General features: G+C 65.5%; 20 protein-coding genes. 10 read left to right on the top strand and 10 right to left on the bottom strand.

From position 1 onward, the window contains the following. Positions 1–25 precede the first annotated feature (25 nt). The 5 genes from ACSR1C_RS10785 to ACSR1C_RS10765 form a co-directional block, all read right to left on the bottom strand. Positions 26–442, bottom strand: a complete 417-nt coding sequence (locus ACSR1C_RS10785) for a c-type cytochrome (RefSeq protein ID WP_460259465.1) — start codon at positions 440–442, stop codon at positions 26–28. 104 nt (positions 443–546) lie between these two features. Further along, a complete protein-coding gene (locus ACSR1C_RS10780; protein WP_460259466.1) occupies positions 547–1320 on the bottom strand; it encodes a gamma-glutamyl-gamma-aminobutyrate hydrolase family protein in 774 nt (257 codons plus the stop codon). A gap of 121 nt (positions 1321–1441) precedes the next feature. Continuing rightward, positions 1442–1870: a GlcG/HbpS family heme-binding protein gene (locus ACSR1C_RS10775; RefSeq protein ID WP_460259467.1), complete on the bottom strand. Its 429-nt coding sequence runs from the start codon at positions 1868–1870 to the stop codon at positions 1442–1444. 24 nt (positions 1871–1894) lie between these two features. Continuing rightward, on the bottom strand, positions 1895–4042 hold the full coding sequence (locus ACSR1C_RS10770) for a malate synthase G (protein ID WP_460259468.1): 2148 nt from the start codon (positions 4040–4042) through the stop codon (positions 1895–1897). Between the two features lie 140 nt (positions 4043–4182). After that, positions 4183–4407, bottom strand: a complete 225-nt coding sequence (locus tag ACSR1C_RS10765) for a hypothetical protein (protein WP_460259469.1) — start codon at positions 4405–4407, stop codon at positions 4183–4185. Between the two features lie 112 nt (positions 4408–4519). Here ACSR1C_RS10765 and pepN point away from each other — a divergent pair, with 112 nt between their 5' ends. Both pepN and ACSR1C_RS10755 read left to right on the top strand, forming a co-directional pair. Beyond that, positions 4520–7081 carry an aminopeptidase N gene (pepN, locus tag ACSR1C_RS10760; RefSeq protein WP_460259470.1) on the top strand — a complete coding sequence of 854 codons (2562 nt, stop codon included), beginning with the start codon at positions 4520–4522 and terminating at the stop codon, positions 7079–7081. A gap of 70 nt (positions 7082–7151) precedes the next feature. After that, a complete protein-coding gene (locus ACSR1C_RS10755; protein ID WP_460259471.1) occupies positions 7152–8069 on the top strand; it encodes a lysophospholipid acyltransferase family protein in 918 nt (305 codons plus the stop codon). 52 nt (positions 8070–8121) lie between these two features. On the opposite strand, the gene ACSR1C_RS10750 is transcribed toward ACSR1C_RS10755, so the two are convergent. Continuing rightward, the gene (locus ACSR1C_RS10750) at positions 8122–8733 is read right to left on the bottom strand and encodes a transglycosylase SLT domain-containing protein (protein WP_460259557.1); all 612 of its coding nucleotides are present in this window, start codon (positions 8731–8733) and stop codon (positions 8122–8124) included. 171 nt (positions 8734–8904) lie between these two features. Here ACSR1C_RS10750 and gatB point away from each other — a divergent pair, with 171 nt between their 5' ends. Both gatB and ACSR1C_RS10740 read left to right on the top strand, forming a co-directional pair. Then, on the top strand, positions 8905–10413 hold the full coding sequence (gene gatB, locus ACSR1C_RS10745) for an Asp-tRNA(Asn)/Glu-tRNA(Gln) amidotransferase subunit GatB (RefSeq protein ID WP_460259472.1): 1509 nt from the start codon (positions 8905–8907) through the stop codon (positions 10411–10413). Between the two features lie 138 nt (positions 10414–10551). Continuing rightward, positions 10552–10968 carry a DUF4177 domain-containing protein gene (locus ACSR1C_RS10740; RefSeq protein WP_460259473.1) on the top strand — a complete coding sequence of 139 codons (417 nt, stop codon included), beginning with the start codon at positions 10552–10554 and terminating at the stop codon, positions 10966–10968. A gap of 3 nt (positions 10969–10971) precedes the next feature. On the opposite strand, the gene ACSR1C_RS10735 is transcribed toward ACSR1C_RS10740, so the two are convergent. Next, positions 10972–11229, bottom strand: coding sequence for a BolA family protein (locus ACSR1C_RS10735; protein ID WP_460259474.1), 258 nt, complete (start codon positions 11227–11229; stop codon positions 10972–10974). A 75-nt stretch (positions 11230–11304) separates the two neighbouring features. Between ACSR1C_RS10735 and ACSR1C_RS10730 the strand changes: the two genes are divergently transcribed. Beyond that, positions 11305–11940, top strand: a complete 636-nt coding sequence (locus ACSR1C_RS10730) for a DnaJ domain-containing protein (protein ID WP_460259475.1) — start codon at positions 11305–11307, stop codon at positions 11938–11940. Between the two features lie 35 nt (positions 11941–11975). Here ACSR1C_RS10730 and ACSR1C_RS10725 read toward each other — a convergent pair whose 3' ends face one another. Both ACSR1C_RS10725 and msrB read right to left on the bottom strand, forming a co-directional pair. Continuing rightward, positions 11976–12242 (bottom strand): hypothetical protein, encoded by a 267-nt coding sequence (locus ACSR1C_RS10725; protein ID WP_462563537.1) that lies wholly within the window; start codon positions 12240–12242, stop codon positions 11976–11978. Positions 12243–12497: 255 nt separating this feature from the next. Beyond that, entirely contained in the window at positions 12498–12965 is a 468-nt protein-coding gene (gene msrB / locus ACSR1C_RS10720; RefSeq protein ID WP_460259477.1) for a peptide-methionine (R)-S-oxide reductase MsrB, read from the bottom strand. 215 nt (positions 12966–13180) lie between these two features. Here msrB and cobS point away from each other — a divergent pair, with 215 nt between their 5' ends. The 5 genes from cobS (at position 13181) to ACSR1C_RS10695 (ending at position 18761) form a co-directional block, all read left to right on the top strand. After that, the gene (gene cobS, locus ACSR1C_RS10715) at positions 13181–14167 is read left to right on the top strand and encodes a cobaltochelatase subunit CobS (protein WP_460259478.1); all 987 of its coding nucleotides are present in this window, start codon (positions 13181–13183) and stop codon (positions 14165–14167) included. Beyond that, the gene (locus tag ACSR1C_RS10710) at positions 14164–14571 is read left to right on the top strand and encodes a hypothetical protein (protein WP_460259479.1); all 408 of its coding nucleotides are present in this window, start codon (positions 14164–14166) and stop codon (positions 14569–14571) included. Before cobS ends, ACSR1C_RS10710 begins: the two co-directional genes overlap by 4 nt. Then, positions 14568–16445, top strand: coding sequence for a cobaltochelatase subunit CobT (gene cobT / locus ACSR1C_RS10705; RefSeq protein WP_460259480.1), 1878 nt, complete (start codon positions 14568–14570; stop codon positions 16443–16445). The genes ACSR1C_RS10710 and cobT overlap by 4 nt, the downstream gene beginning before the upstream one ends. A 70-nt stretch (positions 16446–16515) precedes the next feature. Beyond that, positions 16516–18321: an aminopeptidase P family protein gene (locus ACSR1C_RS10700; RefSeq protein ID WP_460259481.1), complete on the top strand. Its 1806-nt coding sequence runs from the start codon at positions 16516–16518 to the stop codon at positions 18319–18321. Positions 18322–18416: 95 nt separating this feature from the next. After that, positions 18417–18761 carry a DUF427 domain-containing protein gene (locus ACSR1C_RS10695; RefSeq protein ID WP_460259482.1) on the top strand — a complete coding sequence of 115 codons (345 nt, stop codon included), beginning with the start codon at positions 18417–18419 and terminating at the stop codon, positions 18759–18761. A 10-nt stretch (positions 18762–18771) separates the two neighbouring features. Here ACSR1C_RS10695 and ACSR1C_RS10690 read toward each other — a convergent pair whose 3' ends face one another. Next, positions 18772–20460 (bottom strand): chloride channel protein, encoded by a 1689-nt coding sequence (locus ACSR1C_RS10690; RefSeq protein ID WP_460259558.1) that lies wholly within the window; start codon positions 20458–20460, stop codon positions 18772–18774. Positions 20461–20504 lie beyond the last annotated feature (44 nt).

Here is a 20504-nt window from a genome sequence, read left to right as displayed (position 1 = left end):
CGGCAGCATGACCCGGACCGGCAGCTCAGTAAATCCCGTTCGCCTGCTGCACCTCGCGCACATAGGTGATCACGGCGCCGATTTCGGCATCCGTCACCCCCTTGACCGGCGGCATGTTGCCAAAACGCCAGTGATGCGATTTCACGCCCTGGCGCGCGGCCCGCACGAAGGATCCGTCGCCGTGGTGCCCCGGCTCATAGATCTTGTGGATCAGCGGCGGGCCCATGCCATCGCGCCCGGCGGCGTTATCCCCGTGACAGGCGGCGCATTTGGCGTTGAACACCGCCTGCCCCATCTGCGCGGTTGGGCTGAGATCGGGCACCGCAACCGAGACCAGCGCATCCTTCGCGCTGGCCGGCGCCTGTTGCGGCATCAACCCGAACAACGCCACCCCACCCGCCACAACGGCCAGGGCGCCAACAGATAGTATCTTGATATTCATATGCATTCTCCGGCTTTCCTGCCCCCAGCCCTAGGCGTTCCAGCACGGGGAAGGTCAAGCCGAATAGACGCACACACAAAGACGTGAGGATCCGCGCGCCCGGATCAGGCCGATTGCAGCACCGGGCTGCGGACGCGGTCGGCCCAGACGCGCAGCGCTGTGCCGAACGCCTCGAACAGCGGGCGCGAGACCGGGTCGCAGGCGGCGTTGTATTCGGGGTGCCACTGCACCGACAGGGTAAAGCCCGGCGCATCCTTGACATAGATCGCCTCGGGCGTGCCGTCGGGGGCGACGCCGTCGATCACGATCCGCGCGCCGGGGGTCTTGATCCCCTGCCCGTGCAGCGTGTTGGTCATCACCTCATTCGCGCCGAACAACCGGGCGAAGGGGCCGCCGTCGGTGAATTGCACCATGTGGCGCAGGGCGAATTTCTCTTCCAGCGTGCCGTCGGGGGGCATCCGGTGGTTCAGCCGGCCCGGCAGGTCGCGAATCTCGGGGTAGAGCGTGCCGCCCATCGCCACGTTCACTTCCTGAAAGCCACGGCAGATGCCCAGGAACGGCTGGCCGCGCTCGACCAGCGCGCGGATCAGCGGCAGGGCGACCGCATCGCGGGCGCGGTCAAAGGCGCCATGCGCCTCGGTCGGGTCTTCGCCGTATTCCTCGGGGTGGACATTGGGCCGGCCGCCGGTGAACAGGAACCCGTCGCAGGTCTCCATCAGTTCCTCGACCGTCACATAACGCGGATCGGCGGGGATCAGCAGCGGCATGGCATTCGATACCTCGGCCACAGCCTCAGAGTTCATCGTGCCGCCCGCATGGGCCGGGTAGCTGTCATTAAGCAGGTGGTGATTGCCGATGATGCCGACGACGGGGCGCATGTTCGTCCTCTTCTTGCTATCAAGGGACAATATAGCCATTCCGCACGCGGGTGAAGAGGGGGCGCGCCCGCACATGACCTGTGCACGGGCAAACGCCTGTTTTTTCATCTTGGACGGGCGATCAGAGTTCGCCCTCCAGCCCGGCGGCGGTGATTCCGGCCATGCCGGCCGCCGCGTCATTGTCCGAGGTGTCGCCGGTCACGCCAACCGCGCCGACCACCACACCGCGCCGGTCGCGCAGCAGGATGCCGCCCGGCACCGGCACCACCTGTCCGCCATAGACGCCACTGACCGCCGCCATGAAATAGGCCTGCGATTCCGCGCGCGCCATCTGGGCCGAACCGGCGATGCCCAGCATCACGGTGCCGTAGGCCTTGCCGTGGGCGATCGCGAACCGACCGGGGCTGGTGCCATCCTCGCGCTCGAAGGCGATGACGTGGCCGCCCGCGTCCAGCACGATGACGGACAGTGGTTTAAGCCCCATCTCGCGGCCCGTCTCGAAGGTCTTGCGGATGATCGTGCGCGCCTTGCGCAGGGATACGGTTGCCATGGGCGGTGTCCTTTCGGGATCGGGTCAGGCGGTTCGGGTGGATTTGAGCTGACGGCGGCGGCTGTGCAGCACCGGCTCGGTATAGCCCGCGGGCTGCTCGCGCCCGCGGAACACCAGATCGCAGGCGGCCTGAAACGCGATACCGTCGAAACCGGGGGCCATGGGCCGGTAGGCCGGATCGCCCGCATTCTGCGCATCGACCACCGCGGCCATCCGGCGCATCGCCGCCAGCACCTGCTTTTCATCGACCACACCGTGATGCAGCCAGTTGGCCAGCGCCTGGCTGGAAATGCGGCAGGTGGCGCGATCCTCCATCAGGCCGACATCGTAGATATCGGGCACCTTGGAACAGCCCACCCCCTGATCGACCCAGCGCACGACATAGCCCAGAATGCCCTGCGCGTTGTTTTCAATCTCGGCCTGAATTTCATCGGCATTCCAGTTGGTGCCGGTGGCGACCGGGATGGTCAGCAGATCGTCCAGACTGCCGCGCCGGCCCTGCGTGGCGATTTCGTCCTGCCGCGCGAACACATCGACCTTGTGGTAATGGGTGGCGTGCAGCGTGGCCGCCGTCGGGCTGGGCACCCAGGCGCAGGTGGCCCCGGCCATCGGATGGCCGATCTTGGCGGCCAGCATATCGGCCATCAGATCGGGCATCGCCCACATCCCCTTGCCGATCTGCGCGCGCCCCTTCAGCCCGCATTCCAGCCCGATATCCACATTGCGGTCTTCATAGGATACAATCCAGGGCGTGTTCTTCATCTCGCCCTTGCGGACCATCGGCCCGGCCTCCATCGAGGTGTGGATCTCGTCGCCGGTGCGGTCCAGAAAGCCCGTGTTGATAAAGGCCACCCGATGCCTTGCCGCCCGGATACAGTCCTTGAGGTTGACACTGGTGCGGCGCTCTTCGTCCATGATGCCCAGCTTCACCGTGTAGCGCGGCAGGCCCAGCGCGGCCTCGACCCGGCTGAAAACCTCATCCGCGAAGGCGACTTCCTCGGGGCCATGCATCTTGGGCTTGACCACATAGACCGAGCCGGTGATCGAATTGCGCATGCCGTCCGCCTTTTGCAGATCGTGCATCGCGATCAGCGTGGTGATCATCGCGTCCAGCAGGCCCTCGGGCACTTCGGCATTGTCGGCGTCCAGCACGGCGGGGTTGGTCATCAGATGCCCCACATTGCGCACCAGCATCAGCGCCCGGCCCTTCAGCGTGGCCGCGCCGCCATCGGTGGCGGTATAGGCGATGTCGCCGTTCAGGGTCCGGGTAAAGCTTTTGCCGCCCTTCGCCACCTCCTCTGACAAATCGCCCTTCATCAGGCCCAGCCAGTTGCCATAGGCCAGCACCTTGTCCTCGCCATCGACGGCGGCAACGCTGTCTTCGCAATCCATGATCGAGGACAGGGCGGATTCAAGGATCAGGTCGCTGATATGCGCCGGGTCGTCGCGCCCCACGGGGGTCGTGGCATTGATCACGATGCGGATATGCAGGCCATTGTTTTTCAGGATCACCTCGCGCGGGGTGGCGGCGTCGCCGATGTAGCCGGCAAATTGCGCCGGATCGGCCAGTGCGGCCCCCACCAATGTGCCATCCAACACCGACAGGGTGCTGACATCGGCCCAGCGGCCATCGGCCAGCGGCGCGGCATCGTCCAGAAACGTCTTGGCCCAGGTCACCACCCGCGCGCCGCGTGCCGGATCATAGCCGCCACCCGCCGGCAGATCGCCCAGCGCGTCGGTGCCGTAAAGCGCATCGTAAAGCGATCCCCAGCGCGCATTCGCGGCGTTCAGCGCATAACGCGCGTTCATGATCGGCACCACCAGTTGGGGCCCCGGCTGGCTGGCGATCTCGGGGTCGGTCGGGCCGGTTTCAATGCTGAAATCCGGCCCCTCGGGCAGCAGATAACCGATCTCTTCCAGAAAGGCGCGATAGGCGGCGGCGTCATGCGCCTGCCCCGCGCGGGCGATGTGCCAGGCGTCGATCTGTTCCTGCAGCGCATCCCGGCGTGCCAGAAGGGCCGCGTTTTTCGGGGCCAGGTCGCCGATCAGCGCCGCCAGCCCGTCCCAGAACGCAGAGGCGGGCAGCCCCGTGCCCGGCAGCGCCGCCTGCTCGATAAATCGCGCCAAGGCCGCGTCCACCTTCAGCCCGGCCCGTTCAACCCGCGTTTCCATCCGACATCCCCCGCTATCATCGCTTGAAGACTAGGGTTAGGAAATTTGTTTCCGATAGGCAACAGGCCTTGGTAAAGAATGTTGACCAATTCCGGCAGAAACCGTTCGGCATTCCCCGAACGCCGGGGACGCAGGCGGGCTTATCGGGTGTCCACGGGGGCAGAGTCGGGCATGGTTTCGACCTGTTCGCCGGTGCGCCCGTCGATCCGGGCATCGGGGGTTTCGGGCGCGTTGCCGCCGGCGGCGACCTCGAACAGCCACCAGACGATCAGCACTACGCCAAAAACCGCCGACAGCCGGATGCCCCAGATCGCCGGGCGGTGGCGTTTCTTTTCTGTTTCGGGATCGGTGTGCGGGGCAGACATGGCGGCTGACCTCCTCATTCTCGTGTCGCTTTGCAGGCAGGTGGTTGAAGCCCGCCGTTCAGACCCCTAACGTCTAAGCTATCGAAGAGTTCCTTCGCAGCCGGAGACGGACATGAAAGACACCAGCGCCCAGGCGGTTCACCTGTCGGACTATACCCCGCCCGCCTATCTGATCGACGATGTGACGCTGAATTTTCGCCTGTCGCCGCGCGCCACGCGGGTGATCGCGCGCATCGCGTTTCGCCCGAACCCGGACACGACCGCGCGCGGTTTCACACTGGACGGCGAGCAGTTGAAACTGATCCGCGCCACGATCGACGGCGCCCCGGTCACCCCCGAGGTCACCGCCACCGGCCTGACCTGCGCCGTACCCGACGCACCCTTTATCTGGGAGGCCGAGGTCGAAATCGCGCCGCAGGACAACACCGCGCTGGAAGGGCTGTATATGTCGAACGGCATGTATTGCACCCAGTGCGAGGCCGAAGGTTTTCGCAAGATCACCTATTACCCCGACCGCCCCGACGTGATGGCCCCGTTCACCGTACGGATCGAAGGCGACCTTCCGATCCTGCTGTCCAACGGCAACCCGGTGGCGCAGGGCGCGGGCTGGGCCGAATGGCACGACCCCTGGCCGAAGCCGGCCTATCTGTTCGCCCTTGTCGCAGGTGATCTGGCGGCGGTTTCGGACGATTTCACAACCGCGTCGGGCAAGCCGGCGACGCTAAACATCTGGGTGCGCCCGGGCGACGAGGGCAAATGCGCCTATGCGCTGGACGCGCTGAAACGCTCGATGCGCTGGGACGAACAGGTTTACGGGCGCGAATACGATCTGGACGTGTTCAACATCGTCGCGGTCGACGATTTCAACATGGGCGCGATGGAAAACAAGGGGCTGAATATCTTCAACAGCCGCTATGTGCTTGCCAGCCCGGAAACCGCGACCGATGACGATTTCGCCCGGATCGAGGCGATCATCGCCCATGAATATTTCCATAACTGGACCGGCAACCGCATCACCTGCCGCGACTGGTTTCAGCTATGCCTGAAAGAAGGTCTGACCGTGTTCCGCGATCAGCAGTTTTCCGGCGACATGCGCAGCCACGCGGTCAAACGGATCGAGGATGTGGTGATGCTGCGCGCCCGCCAGTTCCGCGAGGATAACGGCCCGCTGGCCCATCCGGTGCGCCCCGAAAGCTATGTCGAGATCAATAATTTCTACACCGCCACAGTCTATGAAAAGGGCGCCGAGGTGATCGGGATGCTGAAACGGCTGGTGGGCGACGACGGCTACAAGGCCGCGCTCAACCTCTATTTCGACCGCCACGACGGCGACGCCGCCACGATCGAGGATTGGCTGACCGTGTTCGAAGACACCACCGGCCGCGACCTGACCCAGTTCAAGCGCTGGTATTCCCAGCCCGGCACCCCGCGGCTGCACGTTACCGACGATTTCGACGGCGGCACATATACCCTGCATTTCAAGCAGGAAACGCCCCCCGCGCCGGGCCATCCCGCGCCCGGCCCCCAGGTGATCCCGATCGCGGTGGGGCTGCTGAACCCCAATGGCGACGAGGTGCTGCCGACCACCGTTCTGGAAATGACCGAGGCCGAGCAAAGCTTTACCTTCGACGGGCTGGCGGCACGCCCCGCCGCGTCGATCCTGCGTGGCTTTTCCGCGCCGGTGATCGTGCAGCGCGACAGCACCGCGGCCGAACGCGCCTTTCTGCTGGCCCATGACACCGACCCGTTCAACAAATGGGAAGCGGGCCGCGCGCTGGCCAAAAACGTATTGATGCGCATGGTCGCCGAGGGCGCCGCCCCGGGTGCGGAGTATCTGGACGCGCTGCGCGCCATGGTGGCGGACGGCGCGCTCGACCCGGCCTTCCGGGCGCTGGCGCTGCGCCTGCCGTCCGAGGATGACATGGCCCAGTCGCTGTTCGACAGCGGCTTCCCCCCCGATCCGCTGGCCATCCACGCCGCGGTCGGCGATTTGAAAACGGCCATGGCACGGCACCTGTCCGATCTGCTGCCCGGCCTTTACGCCGACATGGCCTGCCCCGGCCCCTATTCACCCGATGCGGATCATGCCGGGCGGCGCGCGTTGCGGCAGGCGGTGCTGGCGCTGCTGGCCCGGCTGGACGGCGGCGCGCAGGCGCAGGCGCAATTCGCCGGGGCCGACAACATGACCGACCAGACCGGCGCACTGGCCTGCCTGCTGGAGATCGGCCAAGGCGCGCCCGAGATCGCGGCCTTTTCGCGCCAATGGTCCGGCGACCGGCTGGTGATGGACAAGTGGTTCGCGCTTCAGGCCTCTTATGCCGCGCCCGAACGCGCGGCCGAGGTGGCCGGCGCGCTGACCCGGCATCCGGATTTCGACTGGAAGAACCCCAACCGCTTTCGCGCGGTCATCGGGGCGCTGGCGATGAACGCGGCGGGGTTCCATGCCCCTGGCGGCGCCTGCTATGATCTGGTGGCCGACTGGCTGATCCGGCTGGATGGGGTCAACCCGCAGACCGCGGCGCGCATGTCCACCGCGTTCGAGACCTGGGCGCGCTATGATGCCGACCGGCAGGGGCGGATGCGGGCTGCGCTGGAACGTATCCGCGCGCAGGAGGGTTTGTCGCGCGACATGGGGGAAATGGTGGACAGAATGCTGGGCGGGGGAACACAATGACCCGGCAGGTTGTTGCCGGTTTTTTGAAGAAATCTATTGCACTTGACCTGACCGGCGCGCTTCGCGTCAGATGTCACACAAGTGTCACGGCGATATGGTGACAAAGCACATGCAGGAAAGAATCGACCCCCTGATCGAAGAGCGCGCGCCCTGGCTGTTCGCGCAGCACGCCTGGAGCGCCCCGTCCCGGCGGGTTCTGACACGGCTTCTTGGCTATCCGCGCACCGTGGCCATCGGCGAGCGGATCGAACACCACGCCGCCCCCGCGATCATGGATGAAATGGCCCGGATCCTGGCCCGCGACGTCGAGGCCACAGGGCTGGAAAACATCCCCCGCACCGGCCCCGCGTTGGTGGTGGCCAACCACCCCACCGGCATTGCCGACGGTATCATGCTGTGGAGCCTGCTAGGCAACATCCGGCCCGATCTGTTCTTCTATGCCAACAGCGACATCCTGCGCGTTCTGCCGCAGATGGACACCATGATCGCCCCCGTCGAATGGCGCGAGGAAAAGCGCAGCCACAGCAAGACCCGCGAAACCATGGCCTATACCCGCAAGGCGATCGACGACGGGCGCATGGGCGTGATCTTTCCGTCGGGGCGGCTGGCCAAGCGGCGCGGGCTGAAACTGCACGAACGGCCCTGGATGGCCTCGGCGGCGATGATCGCACGCAAGTTCGATCTGCCGGTGATCCCGATCAACGTGCGGGCGCGCAACTCTGTTCTGTTCTATCTGTTCGACGTGATCCACCCGACGCTGCGCGACATCACCCTGTTCTACGAGACGCTGAACAAGGACGAACAGCCCTACCGCGTCACCGTGGGCGAGCCGATTTCGCCTTCGGCCCTGCCGGTGAAGTCCGAAGATGGGATCGAGCTGCTGCGCCGTGCCACCCTGGCCCTGGGCGGGCGCCACGCGCCGACCGTCAGCCTGGTGGACAACACCCGCCGACCCAGCTGGGCACGTTCATTGGTGGGCGGCGCGTAATCCCCGCGCCGCCGTCACCCCCACCCATAAGTTTGCTGTGCGCGCCGCCGGGTCACTCGACCCGGCAATAGGATTGCGCGCCGGTCCACGCGGCGATATCGGCGCGCTTGTCGGCGCTGTGGAACGGCCCCCAATCGGCGGCGATGCCGTGCCCTCCGGCCGAAACGACCTGATCGCGCGCCACCGTGCGCGCCGCGATGCGGATCGCGCAGGACAGGTTCGCCGCGCCATCCTTCAGCGCCGCACCCGATTGCGCCGAACAGCCATAGCCGCGCGCGGTCGCCGGCGCGATCTGCACCAGCCCGAACCATTGCCCGCCGCCGCCCACGGCCTGCGGGTTCCAGGTGCTTTCATGCTTGGCCAGCGCCGAGAACAGCCCCGCCCAAAACGCGCGCCGCTCTTGCAGGCTGGCGTCGGGATAGCCGGGGCAGTAATCGGCGATATCCGCCGGCACCGTCCGGGCCAGCCCCGCGCCGTAGGTTTCCAGCGCCAACAGCGAGGCACGGGTCCAGCGCGCGGCCTGATCTGCCGGGCGGTGATCGTCCCAGCGCATCGCTGGCAGAACCGCGTTCGAAGAGGTCCCCATCGACACAAGCGTGTCATCCCTGCTGCCACAGCCCAACGGCAACAGCAGCAGCATTACGGCGCAAACGGTTTTCTTCATCGACACGACCGCGGAAAAAACCGGGTCATGCCCCGGCAACCCGGACAGGATGCTCAAAAACCGGCCTTCGGGCAATTGCCCTGTTCCGGCACCGGCGGAACCTCGCCGCCCCTTGCCCCCTACGGGCCGGTGCCCTAGAACGCATACCGACCCCTGACAGGACGCGAAAAGATGCTCGATCTCAGCCATACCGCCCCCGAACCGAAAGTCATTGCCGGCGCCAAGCACGACTGGGAGCTTGTGATCGGCCTGGAAGTCCACGCCCAGGTCGCGAGCAAGGCCAAGCTGTTCTCCGGCGCCTCGACGCAATTCGGGGCCGAGCCCAATTCGAACGTGGCCTTCGTGGATGCGGCCATGCCCGGCATGTTGCCCGTGATCAACGAATTCTGTGTCGAGCAGGCGGTGCGCACCGGGCTGGGGCTGAAGGCGCAGATCAACCTGTTCTCGGCCTTCGACCGCAAAAACTATTTCTACCCCGACCTGCCGCAGGGCTATCAGATCAGCCAACTGTACCACCCCATCGTGGGCGAGGGCGAAATCATCGTCGACATGGCCCCCGGTATCGCCCGCAAGGTGCGGATCGAACGGATCCATCTGGAACAGGACGCCGGCAAGTTGATCCATGACATGGATCCCAACATGTCCTTCGTCGATCTGAATCGCACTGGTGTGGCGCTGATGGAAATCGTCAGCCGCCCCGATATCCGCAGCCCCGAAGAGGCCGCCGCCTATGTCGTGAAGATGCGCCAGATCCTGCGCTATCTGGGCACCTGCGACGGCAACATGCAGAACGGCAACATGCGCGCCGATGTGAACGTGTCCGTCTGCCGCCCCGGCGCCTATGAGAAATACCAGGAAACCCAGGATTTCGGTCATCTGGGCACCCGGTGCGAGATCAAGAACATGAACTCGATGCGGTTCATCCAGCAGGCCATCGAATACGAGGCCCGCCGCCAGATCGCGATTCTGGAAGATGGTGGCGCGGTGGTGCAGGAAACCCGGCTTTACGACCCCGACAAGGGCGAGACGCGCTCGATGCGGTCCAAGGAAGAAGCGCATGACTACCGCTATTTCCCCGACCCCGACCTGCTGCCGCTGGAGATCGAACAGGACTGGGTCGACGCGATCAAAGCCACGCTGCCCGAACTGCCCGACGAAAAGAAGGCCCGCTTCGTCACCGATTTCGGCCTGACCGAATATGACGCAAGCGTACTGACCGCAGAGGCCGAGAATGCCGCCTATTTCGAGGCAGTGGCCGAAGGCCGCGACGGCAAGCTGGCCGCGAACTGGGTCATAAACGAACTGTTCGGCCGCCTGAAGAAGGAAGAGCACAACATCACCGAAAGCCCGGTCAGCCCGGAGCAGCTTGGCGGGATCATCGACCTGATTTTCAAGGGCGACATTTCCGGCAAGATCGCCAAGGACCTGTTCGAGATCGTCTACACCGAAGGCGGTGACCCCGCGCAGATCGTGGACGCGCGCGGCATGAAGCAGGTGACCGATACCGGCGCGATCGAGGCGGTGGTGGATCAGATCATCGCCGACAACCCCGCGCAGGTGGAAAAGGCCAGGGCCAACCCGAAACTGGCGGGCTGGTTCGTGGGTCAGGTGATGAAGGCCACCGGCGGCAAGGCCAACCCGCAGGCGGTGAACGAGATCGTCGCGAAAAAACTGACCTGACCGCGCAGCGGGGGGCGGCCTTTGCCCCGCCCGCTGTGACGCGATCACCGCGCGGCGGCGAAAAGTCGCGCTGGGGTTTGGACTCTGGCCCTCCGAATCATTAACTTAGCCACGCGTGCCATCCGGGGGAAAGACCACATGCAGCAATTCGAGTACAAAGTTGTGCCCGCGCCGGTGCGCGGCGACAAGGTGAAGGGCGTCAAGGGAATCCAGGCGCGGTTCGCCCATGCGCTGGCCAGCCTGATGAACGAGATGGGCCGCGAGGGCTGGGAATATCAGCGCGCCGACACCCTGCCCTGCGAGGAACGTCAGGGCCTGACCGGCAAGACCACCACATTCCAGAACATGCTGATCTTCCGCCGTGCGCTGCCGCAACAGCAGGTGCAGGCCGCCCCGCCCGTTCCCGTCACCCCGGAAGAAATTGCCGCCATCGCCAGCGCCAGCCTGCGTGCCGATGCGCCCGAAGGCGTCGCGCCGAAGATCGAGCAAGCCACCCCCGGCCCGGCCCCCGTGATCGGCCCGGCGGCCCGAACAGACGGGATGGCCGCCGAGTAGCCGCTAGACCTCGATCGTCAGGGCCAGGGCATGAATACGACCGATCAGGTCGGGCCCCAGCGCGTCATGCACCGCGCGGTGGCGGGCGATGCGGCTTTCGCCCGCAAAAGCGGGGGCCACGATATGCACGTTGAAATGGCTCTCGCCCCCCTCGTGATGGCCGCTGTGGCCGCGATGGCTTTCGCTGTCATCCACCACCTCCAGCAGGGTCGGGTGAAATGCCTCGGCCAGCCGTGTGTGAATCTCGTCTCTTATGCTCATTTTTCTCATCCGCCCCCTTCATTCCCGGGCTTAAAGGTCTAAACTCTTACGTCCGAGTCGAAAAGGTGTCTGGTTATGACGAAGCGCGATCCGTTCGGATTCGATATCTCCGTGTCTGCGGACAAGAAGAAACGTACCCGCGGCAAGCGCGGCATGTCGGGGGCGTTCGAGACCTCGACCCGCAAGTGCGAGCATCCCGGCTGTCAGGAGTCGGGCCAGTACCGTGCACCCAAATCGCCCGATCACCTGGATGAGTATTTCTGGTTCTGCAAGGATCATGTGCGCGAGTACAATCTGAAATGGAATTTCTTCAACGGCAGCACCGAAGAGGAAATGGAAGCGCAGATGGAAAAGGACCGGGTGTGGGAGCGGGAAACCAAACCCTTTGGCAAACCGTCCGAGGAACAGCGCGCCTGGGCGCGGCTGGGGGTGGATGATCCGCATCAGGTGCTGGGCGAGAATGCCACGCGCAACCACGGCAAAAGCGCCGGCGGCAGCACCCGCCGCCTGCCCCCGACCGAGCGCAAGGCGCTGGAAATCCTCGAAGCCCGCGATCACTGGAACAAGGCCGAGATCCGCAAGCAGTACAAATCGCTGGTCAAGGATCTGCACCCCGATATGAACGGCGGCAACCGCGCCGACGAGGATCGTTTGCAGGAGGTCGTCTGGGCCTGGGATCAAATCAAGGACAGCCGCAGCTTTCCAAGCTGAGGTGCGCCTTATTTCGCACCGGGAACTAAAGCCGCCTAATGTTGCGGCCGCAAATTCCCATGCAGCGCGATTTTTTCAAGCTGCGCCGAGATCTGGACCAACTCGTCCAGGGTCTTGCTGGACCACAGATAACCGCTATCGATGGCTGCGGATTCCGCCAGCCCCGAGGCCAACCGCAGCGCCAGCGCGTTCTGGCGACGGCTTGGCCAGCCCTCGGTCATCCGCTGGAATTCTTCGAGAAGATACTCGCAAATCGCGTCGGGATTCCCGAGATCGACACCGGAAAAGAAATCTTCACTCATACGTGGCACCACATGTCGCTCATACCAGAAACCATTGCCCGAACGCGGTGCCGCGTTCGGGAGCATCCCGCGCGCCGACATCGCAAGCCTGCCATTCCAGGCCGGACCCGGCCCTTATCCGCTAACGTGAAACTGGGCCAAGCGCGATCCATTAAATTCGAAATTCAAAGCAATCAAGGGGGTTCGGTCGACATTCACGCGCAGAACGGGACAATCGCAGCCATGACGCTACGTCACTTTCGGCGCCACGCCGGATCAGGCGGGTTGGAATTTCAGGGCTGCGCCGTTGATGCAGTGGCGCTTGCCGGTGGGGGCGGGCCCGTCGTTGAAAACATGTCCCAGATGGCTGCCGCAGCGGCGACAATGCTCTTCGGTACGGACGACCAGAAGCTTGCGGTCGGCCCGGTTTTCCACCGCATTGGGCAGCGCCTGCCAGAAGCTGGGCCAGCCGGTGCCGCTGTCGAACTTCGCCGCCGCGTCGTAAAGTGGCAGATCGCAGCCGCGGCACAGGAACAGCCCGGCGCGCTTTTCGTCGTTCAGCGGGCTGCTGAAGGCACGCTCGGTGCCTTCCTTGCGCATCACCTTGTATTCAAGATCGCTCAGCATGGCGCGCCATTCCGCATCGCTGCGGGTCACTTCGAACGGGGCCGACAGCGCCGCGCGCGGCAAGGCGCCCAACAGGGCGGCGCCGGTGGCGGCTTTCATCAGGAGGCGGCGGTTCATCTGCGGTTCCTTTCCGGGGCACGGCATCGGATTACGGCAAGGGTACGGGCGCGCCACCACACTGTCATCTCACAATCACTTGCCCCCGCCGTGAGCGGCAGGGCTGCGGTATTTGGCCCACCCGGCGGGTGTTCCCCTTGCACCCCCTCGCGATATGTTCCACTAAATCGTCTGGGCGGTCGTTACGGCACGCCCATGCGGCAGACGAGGCGACAATGGCGGACGGCACGATGGATATAAACGCGAAACCCACCGAAGAGATTTCTGTCCGCGAGGTGTTCGGAATCGATTCCGACATGATCGTGAAGGGCTTTGCCGACCGCACCGACCGCGTGCCCGAGTGGGACAGCACCTACAAGTTCGACCCCGACACCACGCTGGCGATCCTCGCGGGCTTCACCCATAATCGCCGGGTGATGATCCAAGGCTATCACGGCACCGGCAAATCGACCCATATCGAACAGGTCGCCAGCCGGCTGAACTGGCCTTGCGTGCGCGTCAACCTCGACAGCCATATCAGCCGGATCGACCTGATCGGCAAGGACGCGATCAAACTGCGCGACGGCAAGCAGGTCACCGAATTTCAGGAAGGTATCCTGCCCTGGGCGCTGCGCAACCCGACCGCGATCGTGTTCGACGAATACGATGCCGGCCGCGCCGACGTGATGTTCGTGATCCAGCGGGTGCTGGAGGTCGACGGCAAACTGACCCTTCTGGACCAGAACAAGGTTCTGACCCCGCACAAGTATTTCCGCATCTTCGCCACCGCCAACACGGTCGGCCTGGGTGACACCACCGGCCTTTATCATGGCACCCAGCAGATCAACCAGGGCCAGATGGACCGCTGGTCGCTGGTGGCCACGCTGAACTATCTCAGCCACGACGCCGAAACCGCGATCGTGCTGTCGAAGAACCCGACCTACAACACCGAAAAGGGCCGCAAGACCGTCAGCCAGATGGTCACCGTGGCCGACCTGACCCGCACCGCCTTCATGAATGGCGATCTGTCCACGGTCATGAGCCCCCGGACGGTGATCGCCTGGGCGCAGAATGCCAGCATCTTCCGCGACGTGGGCTATGCGTTCCGGCTGTCCTTCCTGAACAAATGCGACGAGCTGGAGCGCCAGACCGTGGCCGAGTTCTATCAGCGCTGTTTCGACGAGGAACTGCCGGAAAGTGCTGCGAGCATGAGCCTGGGGTGAGACCGGGCCGCCCATCCCTGCCGTACATCGCCGCCGCCCTGGTGGCCGTTTCAGGTGCGGCACATGCGGCAAGTGATGCACAGCGCGCCCTCTTCCCCGCCGCCCAATGCGCCGCCTTCTGGCTGGGCTATGGCGATTTTCAGAGCCGCTATGCCATCGCGTCGGGCGACGCGGCCGACGCGTACCGTGTGGCCGCTGATTTCCGCGCCGCCGCGATCCGGCTGGGCGGCGGGGACGCCACTGCGGTGGATGCCTATATTTCGGAACAGCGGCCCCTGATGCTGCTGATGAATAAATCCTTCATGATCGACGGCAATCGCGAAAGTCAGGACATGTTCGACAGGCTTGCCCGGACCTGCGATGATTTCGCCACAACCCAGCCCGAGACCCGAGAACAGCCATGACCCAATCCGACAACCCCGCCGATCCGTTCAAGAAGGCGCTGGCCGAGGCCACCAAGGTCATGGCCGACGACCCCGACCTGGGCGTCATCTATTCGGTCGATCCGCCGGGCATGACCGTTGACGCCGTCCGCCTGCCGCAGATCAGCCGCCGCATGACCCGCGACGAGGTGCTGCTGGCGCGCGGCACCGCCGATGCCTATGCGCTGCGCCGCAAATATCACGACGGCACCACCCATACCCGCTATCTGCCCCAGGGCGAGATGGCCCGCGATCTGTACGAGGCGATGGAAACCGCCCGGTGCGAAGCCGTGGGCGCCCGCGCCATGCCCGGCACCGCCGGAAATATCGACGCGATGATCGGGGCCGAGGCCGCGCGCAAGGGCTATGATCAGATCTCCGCCGCCGCCGATGCGCCGCTGGCCGTGGCCGCCGGCTATCTGATCCGCCATTTGGCCACCGGGCGCAACCTGCCCGCGGGCGCACAGAACGTGATGGAACTGTGGCGCGGTTTCATCGAGGAACAGGCCGCCGATACGCTGGACGATCTGCAGGAAATCCTGGCCGACCAGACCGCCTTTGCCAAATTCGCGCGGCAGATGATTTCCGATCTGGGCTACGGCGATCAGCTGGGCGACGATCCCGACATGGCCGAGGATGACGCCGAGGATCAAAGCGAGGCCAGCGAAGAGGAAGAGGAACAGCCCGACAGCACCGGCGAGGACGACGAGCAGTCCGCCGATGACAGCGACGCCACGCCCGAGCAGGATCAGGACGACAGTCAGGACGCCGCCGAGGCCCAGGTCTCGATGGATGACAGCGCCGATATGGAAATGTCGGATCAGGCCGAACTGCCCGAGGGCGAAGCCCCGATCGAGCCCCCCGCCCCCGCGCCGCATTCCGCCGCCGATCCGAACTATCAGGTCTTCAGCACCGAATTCGACGAGGAAATCCGCGCCGAGGATCTGGCCGAACCGGCCGAATTGGAACGGCTGCGCGCCTATCTCGATCAACAGCTGGAACCGCTGAAAGGCGCGGTCAGCCGCCTAGCCAACAAGTTGCAGCGCCGCCTTCAGGCCCAGCAAAGCCGCAGTTGGGAGTTCGATCTGGAAGAGGGCATTCTGGATGCCGGGCGGCTGGCCCGCGTCGTGGCCAACCCCACGACGCCGCTGTCGTTCAAGGTCGAAAAGGACACCGAATTCCGTGACACCGTGGTGACGCTGCTTTTGGACAACTCGGGCTCGATGCGGGGTCGGCCGATTTCCATCGCCGCGATTTGCGCCGATGTGCTGGCGCGCACGCTTGAACGCTGTTCCGTCAAGGTCGAGATCCTGGGATTCACCACCCGCGCCTGGAAGGGCGGGCAGAACCGCGAACGCTGGCTGGCCGAGGGCCGCGCCCAGCAGCCCGGCCGCCTGAACGATCTGCGCCATATCATCTACAAACAGGCCGATGCGCCGATGCGCCGGACCCGGACCAATCTGGGTTTGATGATGAAAGAAGGGCTGCTGAAGGAAAACATCGACGGCGAGGCGCTGGAATGGGCGCACCGCCGCATGATGGGCCGGGCCGAGGCGCGCAAGATCCTGATGGTGATTTCCGACGGCGCGCCGGTGGATGACAGCACCCTGTCGGTGAACCCGGCGAACTATCTGGAAAAGCATCTGCGCGACGTGATCGCGATGGTCGAAAAGAAGAAGGCGGTCGAACTGATCGCCATCGGCATCGGCCATGACGTGACCCGCTATTACGAGCGGGCGGTGACGATCACCGATGTGGAACAGCTGGCCGGCGCGATGACCGAGCAACTGGCCGGCCTGTTCGACAGCGATCCCCGCGCGCGGGCGCGCATGATCGGGATCAAGCGGGCCAGTTGAGGGCGGAACAAGAATTTTCTTGCCTCCGGCGGGGATATTTCAGCGAAAAAGAAGGCAGGAGCGCGGGCGCATGTTTCAGACATTCGAGGCGGTGACGCGGCCGGATCAGGGGCCGCCCCGGCTGGCCGCCCTGCGCGCGGTGATGCGGGCCGAGGGGGTCGACGGCTTTCTGATCCCGCGCGCCGATGCACATCAGGGCGAATATGTCGCCCCGCGCGACGAGCGGCTGGCCTGGCTGACCGGATTCACCGGTTCTGCCGGGTTCGCGGCGGCGCTGTCGGACCGGGCCGGTGTGTTCATCGACGGGCGCTACCGGGTGCAGGTCAAGGCGCAGGTCGATCCGGCCAGCTTCACCCCGGTGCCCTGGCCCGAGGTGAAGCTGGCCGACTGGCTACGGAGCGCGCTGCCGGGGGGCGGCGTGGTCGCGTTCGACCCCTGGCTGCATACGTTCGAGCAGATCGACAGCCTTGTACAAGGGCTGGAGGGCAGCGGCATCACCCTGTCCGAGACCGGCAACCTGATCGACCGGATATGGGACACCCAGCCCGGCCCGCCGCTGGGCCAGATCACCCCCTACCCCGAGGCGTTGGCAGGCACCGATCACGACGCGAAGCGCGCCCGGATCGCCGCCGATCTGCGCGCGGCGGGGCAGAAGGCCGCGGTGCTGACCTTGCCCGATTCCATCGCCTGGCTGCTGAACATCCGCGGCAGCGACATCGCCCGCAACCCGGTGCCGCATGGCTTTGCGGTACTGCATGACGACGCGCGGCTGACGCTGTTTGCCGACCCGGCCAAATGCGACGACACCCTGCGCGCCCATCTGGGCGATCAGGTCACGTTGCGCCCGGTCACGGCCTTCGCCGCCGGGCTGCGCAGCCTGACCGGGCCGGTGCGGGTGGACCGCACCAGCGCGCCGTTCTGGGTCACCGGGCAGTTGAACGAGGCAGGCGTGGTGATGGAATGGGGCGAAGATCCCTGCATCCTGCCCAAGGCCTGCAAGACCCCGGCCGAGATCGCCGGCGCGGTCGAGGCGCATCTGCGCGACGGCGCCGCTATGGTCGAGTTCCTGTGCTGGCTGGACGCCACCGCGCCGGGCGGACGGCTGACCGAGATCGACGTGGTGACCGAACTGGAGGTCTGCCGCCGCGCCACCAACCGGCTGCGCGACATCAGCTTCGAGACGATCGCCGGCAGCGGCCCGAACGGTGCCATCGTGCATTACCGCGTCACCCGCAAGACCAACCGCGAGATCGCCAAGGGCGAGCTGCTGCTGATCGACAGCGGCGGGCAATATATCGATGGCACCACCGACATCACCCGCACCATCGGCGTGGGCGAGGTCGGGACCGAGGAAAAGCAGTGCTTCACCCGGGTTCTGAAAGGCATGATCGCCATGTCGCGGGCACGCTGGCCGCGCGGGCTGGCCGGGCGCGATCTGGATGCGCTGGCGCGCTATCCGCTGTGGCTGGCCGGGCAGGATTACGACCACGGCACCGGCCATGGCGTCGGCGCCTATCTGAGCGTGCATGAAGGCCCCCAGCGGCTGTCGCGGCTGTCGGATGTGGCGTTACAGCCGGGCATGATCCTGTCGAACGAGCCTGGCTATTACCGCGAGGGCGCCTTCGGCATCCGCATCGAGAACCTGATCGTGGTTGAACAGGCCGCTGCCCTGCCCGGCGCCGATGCGCGCGACATGCTGTCGTTCCGCACCCTGACCTTCGTGCCGATCGACCGGCGGCTGATCCTGCCCGCGATGCTGGATGACGACGAGCGCGGCTGGCTGAACGCCTATCACGCGCAGGTCCACGAACAGATCGCGCCGCGCGTATCCAAAAGCGCGCGTGCCTGGCTGGCCGCCGCCACCGCCCCGCTGTGATCCCCCCTGCGACACGCGCGGGCTGGCCTTCGCGACATGGAACTGTCATGAACCCCCGGCAGTATGCGACCGCGTCTGAAATAGGGGAAACAGGCATGACAAACCACATCACGATCCGCAAGGCCGATGGCAAATGGGTGGTCCGCGCCGGTGGCGCCGTGCTGGGCGAAAGCGCCAACGCGCTGGAACTGATCGAGGGCGACATGGCCCCGGTGATCTATTTCCCCCGCGCCGATATCGCGATGGCGTTTCTGGATGCCACCGACCGCCGCACCACCTGTCCGCATAAGGGCGAGGCGCGCTATTACGCGATCGAAACCAAAAGCCAGACCCTGACCGACGCGGCCTGGTCTTATGAGGACCCGCTTGCCGGGGTGGAGCAGATCAAGGACCACCTGGCCTTCCATGTCAGCGACACGGTGGCGGTGGAGCGGCTGTAACCGCACCCGTTCAGGAATGTTCCTCGGCCGCGGTGGCGGCCAGCGCGCGGTTATAGGCGGTCAGCGCATCCACATGAAATAACGCCCCCAGCAGCATGGCCGGGCCCGCACCGCTGGCCGGGGCCACGACCGGGATGAAGCTGTGGCCGGTTTCGGCAAACAGCGGCAGCGCTTTTTCCAGCGTCGCACTCGGGTTCAGCATCACCCCGGTTTCCATCAACTCCTGGCAGGCCTCGGGCGAGGCCGCGCCGGGACTGCCCTTGGCCCGCATCACCACCGACGCCTTGTAAAGCGACAGAAGATAGGCCTGCGGCCCGGCGGCCACATGCTTGCCGCTGCGTTCCAGCAAGGTCAGAAAGAACGAGCGGTGCACCAGTTTCGACGCCAGCGCAGTCGAGATCGAGACCGCCAGCATCACCGCCAGCCCGGTCTGCCAGTCGCCGGTCAGTTCGAACACGATCAGCGTGGTCGAGATCGGCGCGCCCAGCACCGCCGCCGCCACCGCCCCCATGCCCGCCAGCGCGTACAGGGTTTCCTCGCCCGACACCGCCGGAAAGATCGAGGTGGCCACGATGCCAAAGGCCAGCCCGGTCAGCGCCCCCATCATCAGCGACGGTGAAAATACCCCGCCCCCCATTCGGCCCGCCATGGTGATCGCCACCGCCACCGCCTTGAGCAGGGCAAAGATCACCGCCTCGTGGAACAGCAGGTTACTGGTCAGCGCGGCGGATGTGGTTTCATACCCCACGCCGATGATATGCGGATAGAACACCGCCAGCCCGCCCAGCATCGCCCCCGCCACTGCGGGGCGCAGCCAGCGCGGCAGGTGGGTGGTCTTTTGCAGGTAATTGCCCAGATCGTCGGCCCAGAAGATCGCCTTCATCAGCGCCACCGCCACCAGCCCGCAGACCAGCCCCAGCAGCAAAAAGGCCGGCAGTTCGACATAGACGATCAGCGAATTGTCGAGCGGCAGCGCGAATTCGGTCACGTTGCCGAATTCCAGCCGGCTGATCACCGTGCCCGCCACACTGGCGATCACGATCGGCGCGAAGGCATGGACCGCGAAGTGGCGCAGCACCACCTCCATCGCGAACAGCGCCCCGGCGATCGGCGCGTTGAACGAGGCCGAGACCGCCGCCGCCACCGCGCAGCCCAGCAATTCGCGCCCGGTGATTCCGTTGGCGTTGATCCGGGCCGACACCCAGGATGAAATCAGCGCGGCCATATGCACCACCGGCCCCTCGCGGCCCGTCGAGCCGCCCGAGGACAGGGTGATCAGCGACGACAGCACCGAGGCCAGGCCGGCCTTGGTTTCCACCCGGCCTTCGTGCAGGGCCGCGCCCTCTATCACATCGGCGACCGAACGCACCCGCCCGTCATCGGTGAACCGGTGCAGGATCAGCCCTACCGCCAGCCCGCCGCAGACCGGAATCGCCAACACCCAGTACCAGGGCAGCGTTTCGGCATAGCTGTGCAGCAGGTGGGTATCCTCGACCCCGTAAACCGTGGATTGCAGCAGATCGATCGCCTTGCGAAAGCCCAGCGTGGCGAATCCGGCGGCGATGCCGACCGCCAGCGCGATCACCCAGAACTGGAATTGCGACGGTCCCTTCTGGCGCAGCACCGACCACGCCTGGCGGATGGCATCGGCCGCCGCCTCCTTCTGGCGCTTCACACGGCCTGAAAGCGGCGCGTCCATCTGCTGCGGTTCCGTCCTGTCGCCGGGCTGTGCGGCCTTGGGCT

Source organism: Actibacterium sp. D185-2 (assembly GCF_054954595.1).
Note: the sequence above shows the minus strand (reverse complement) of the source record. Positions and strands in the feature narration are given on the sequence as shown.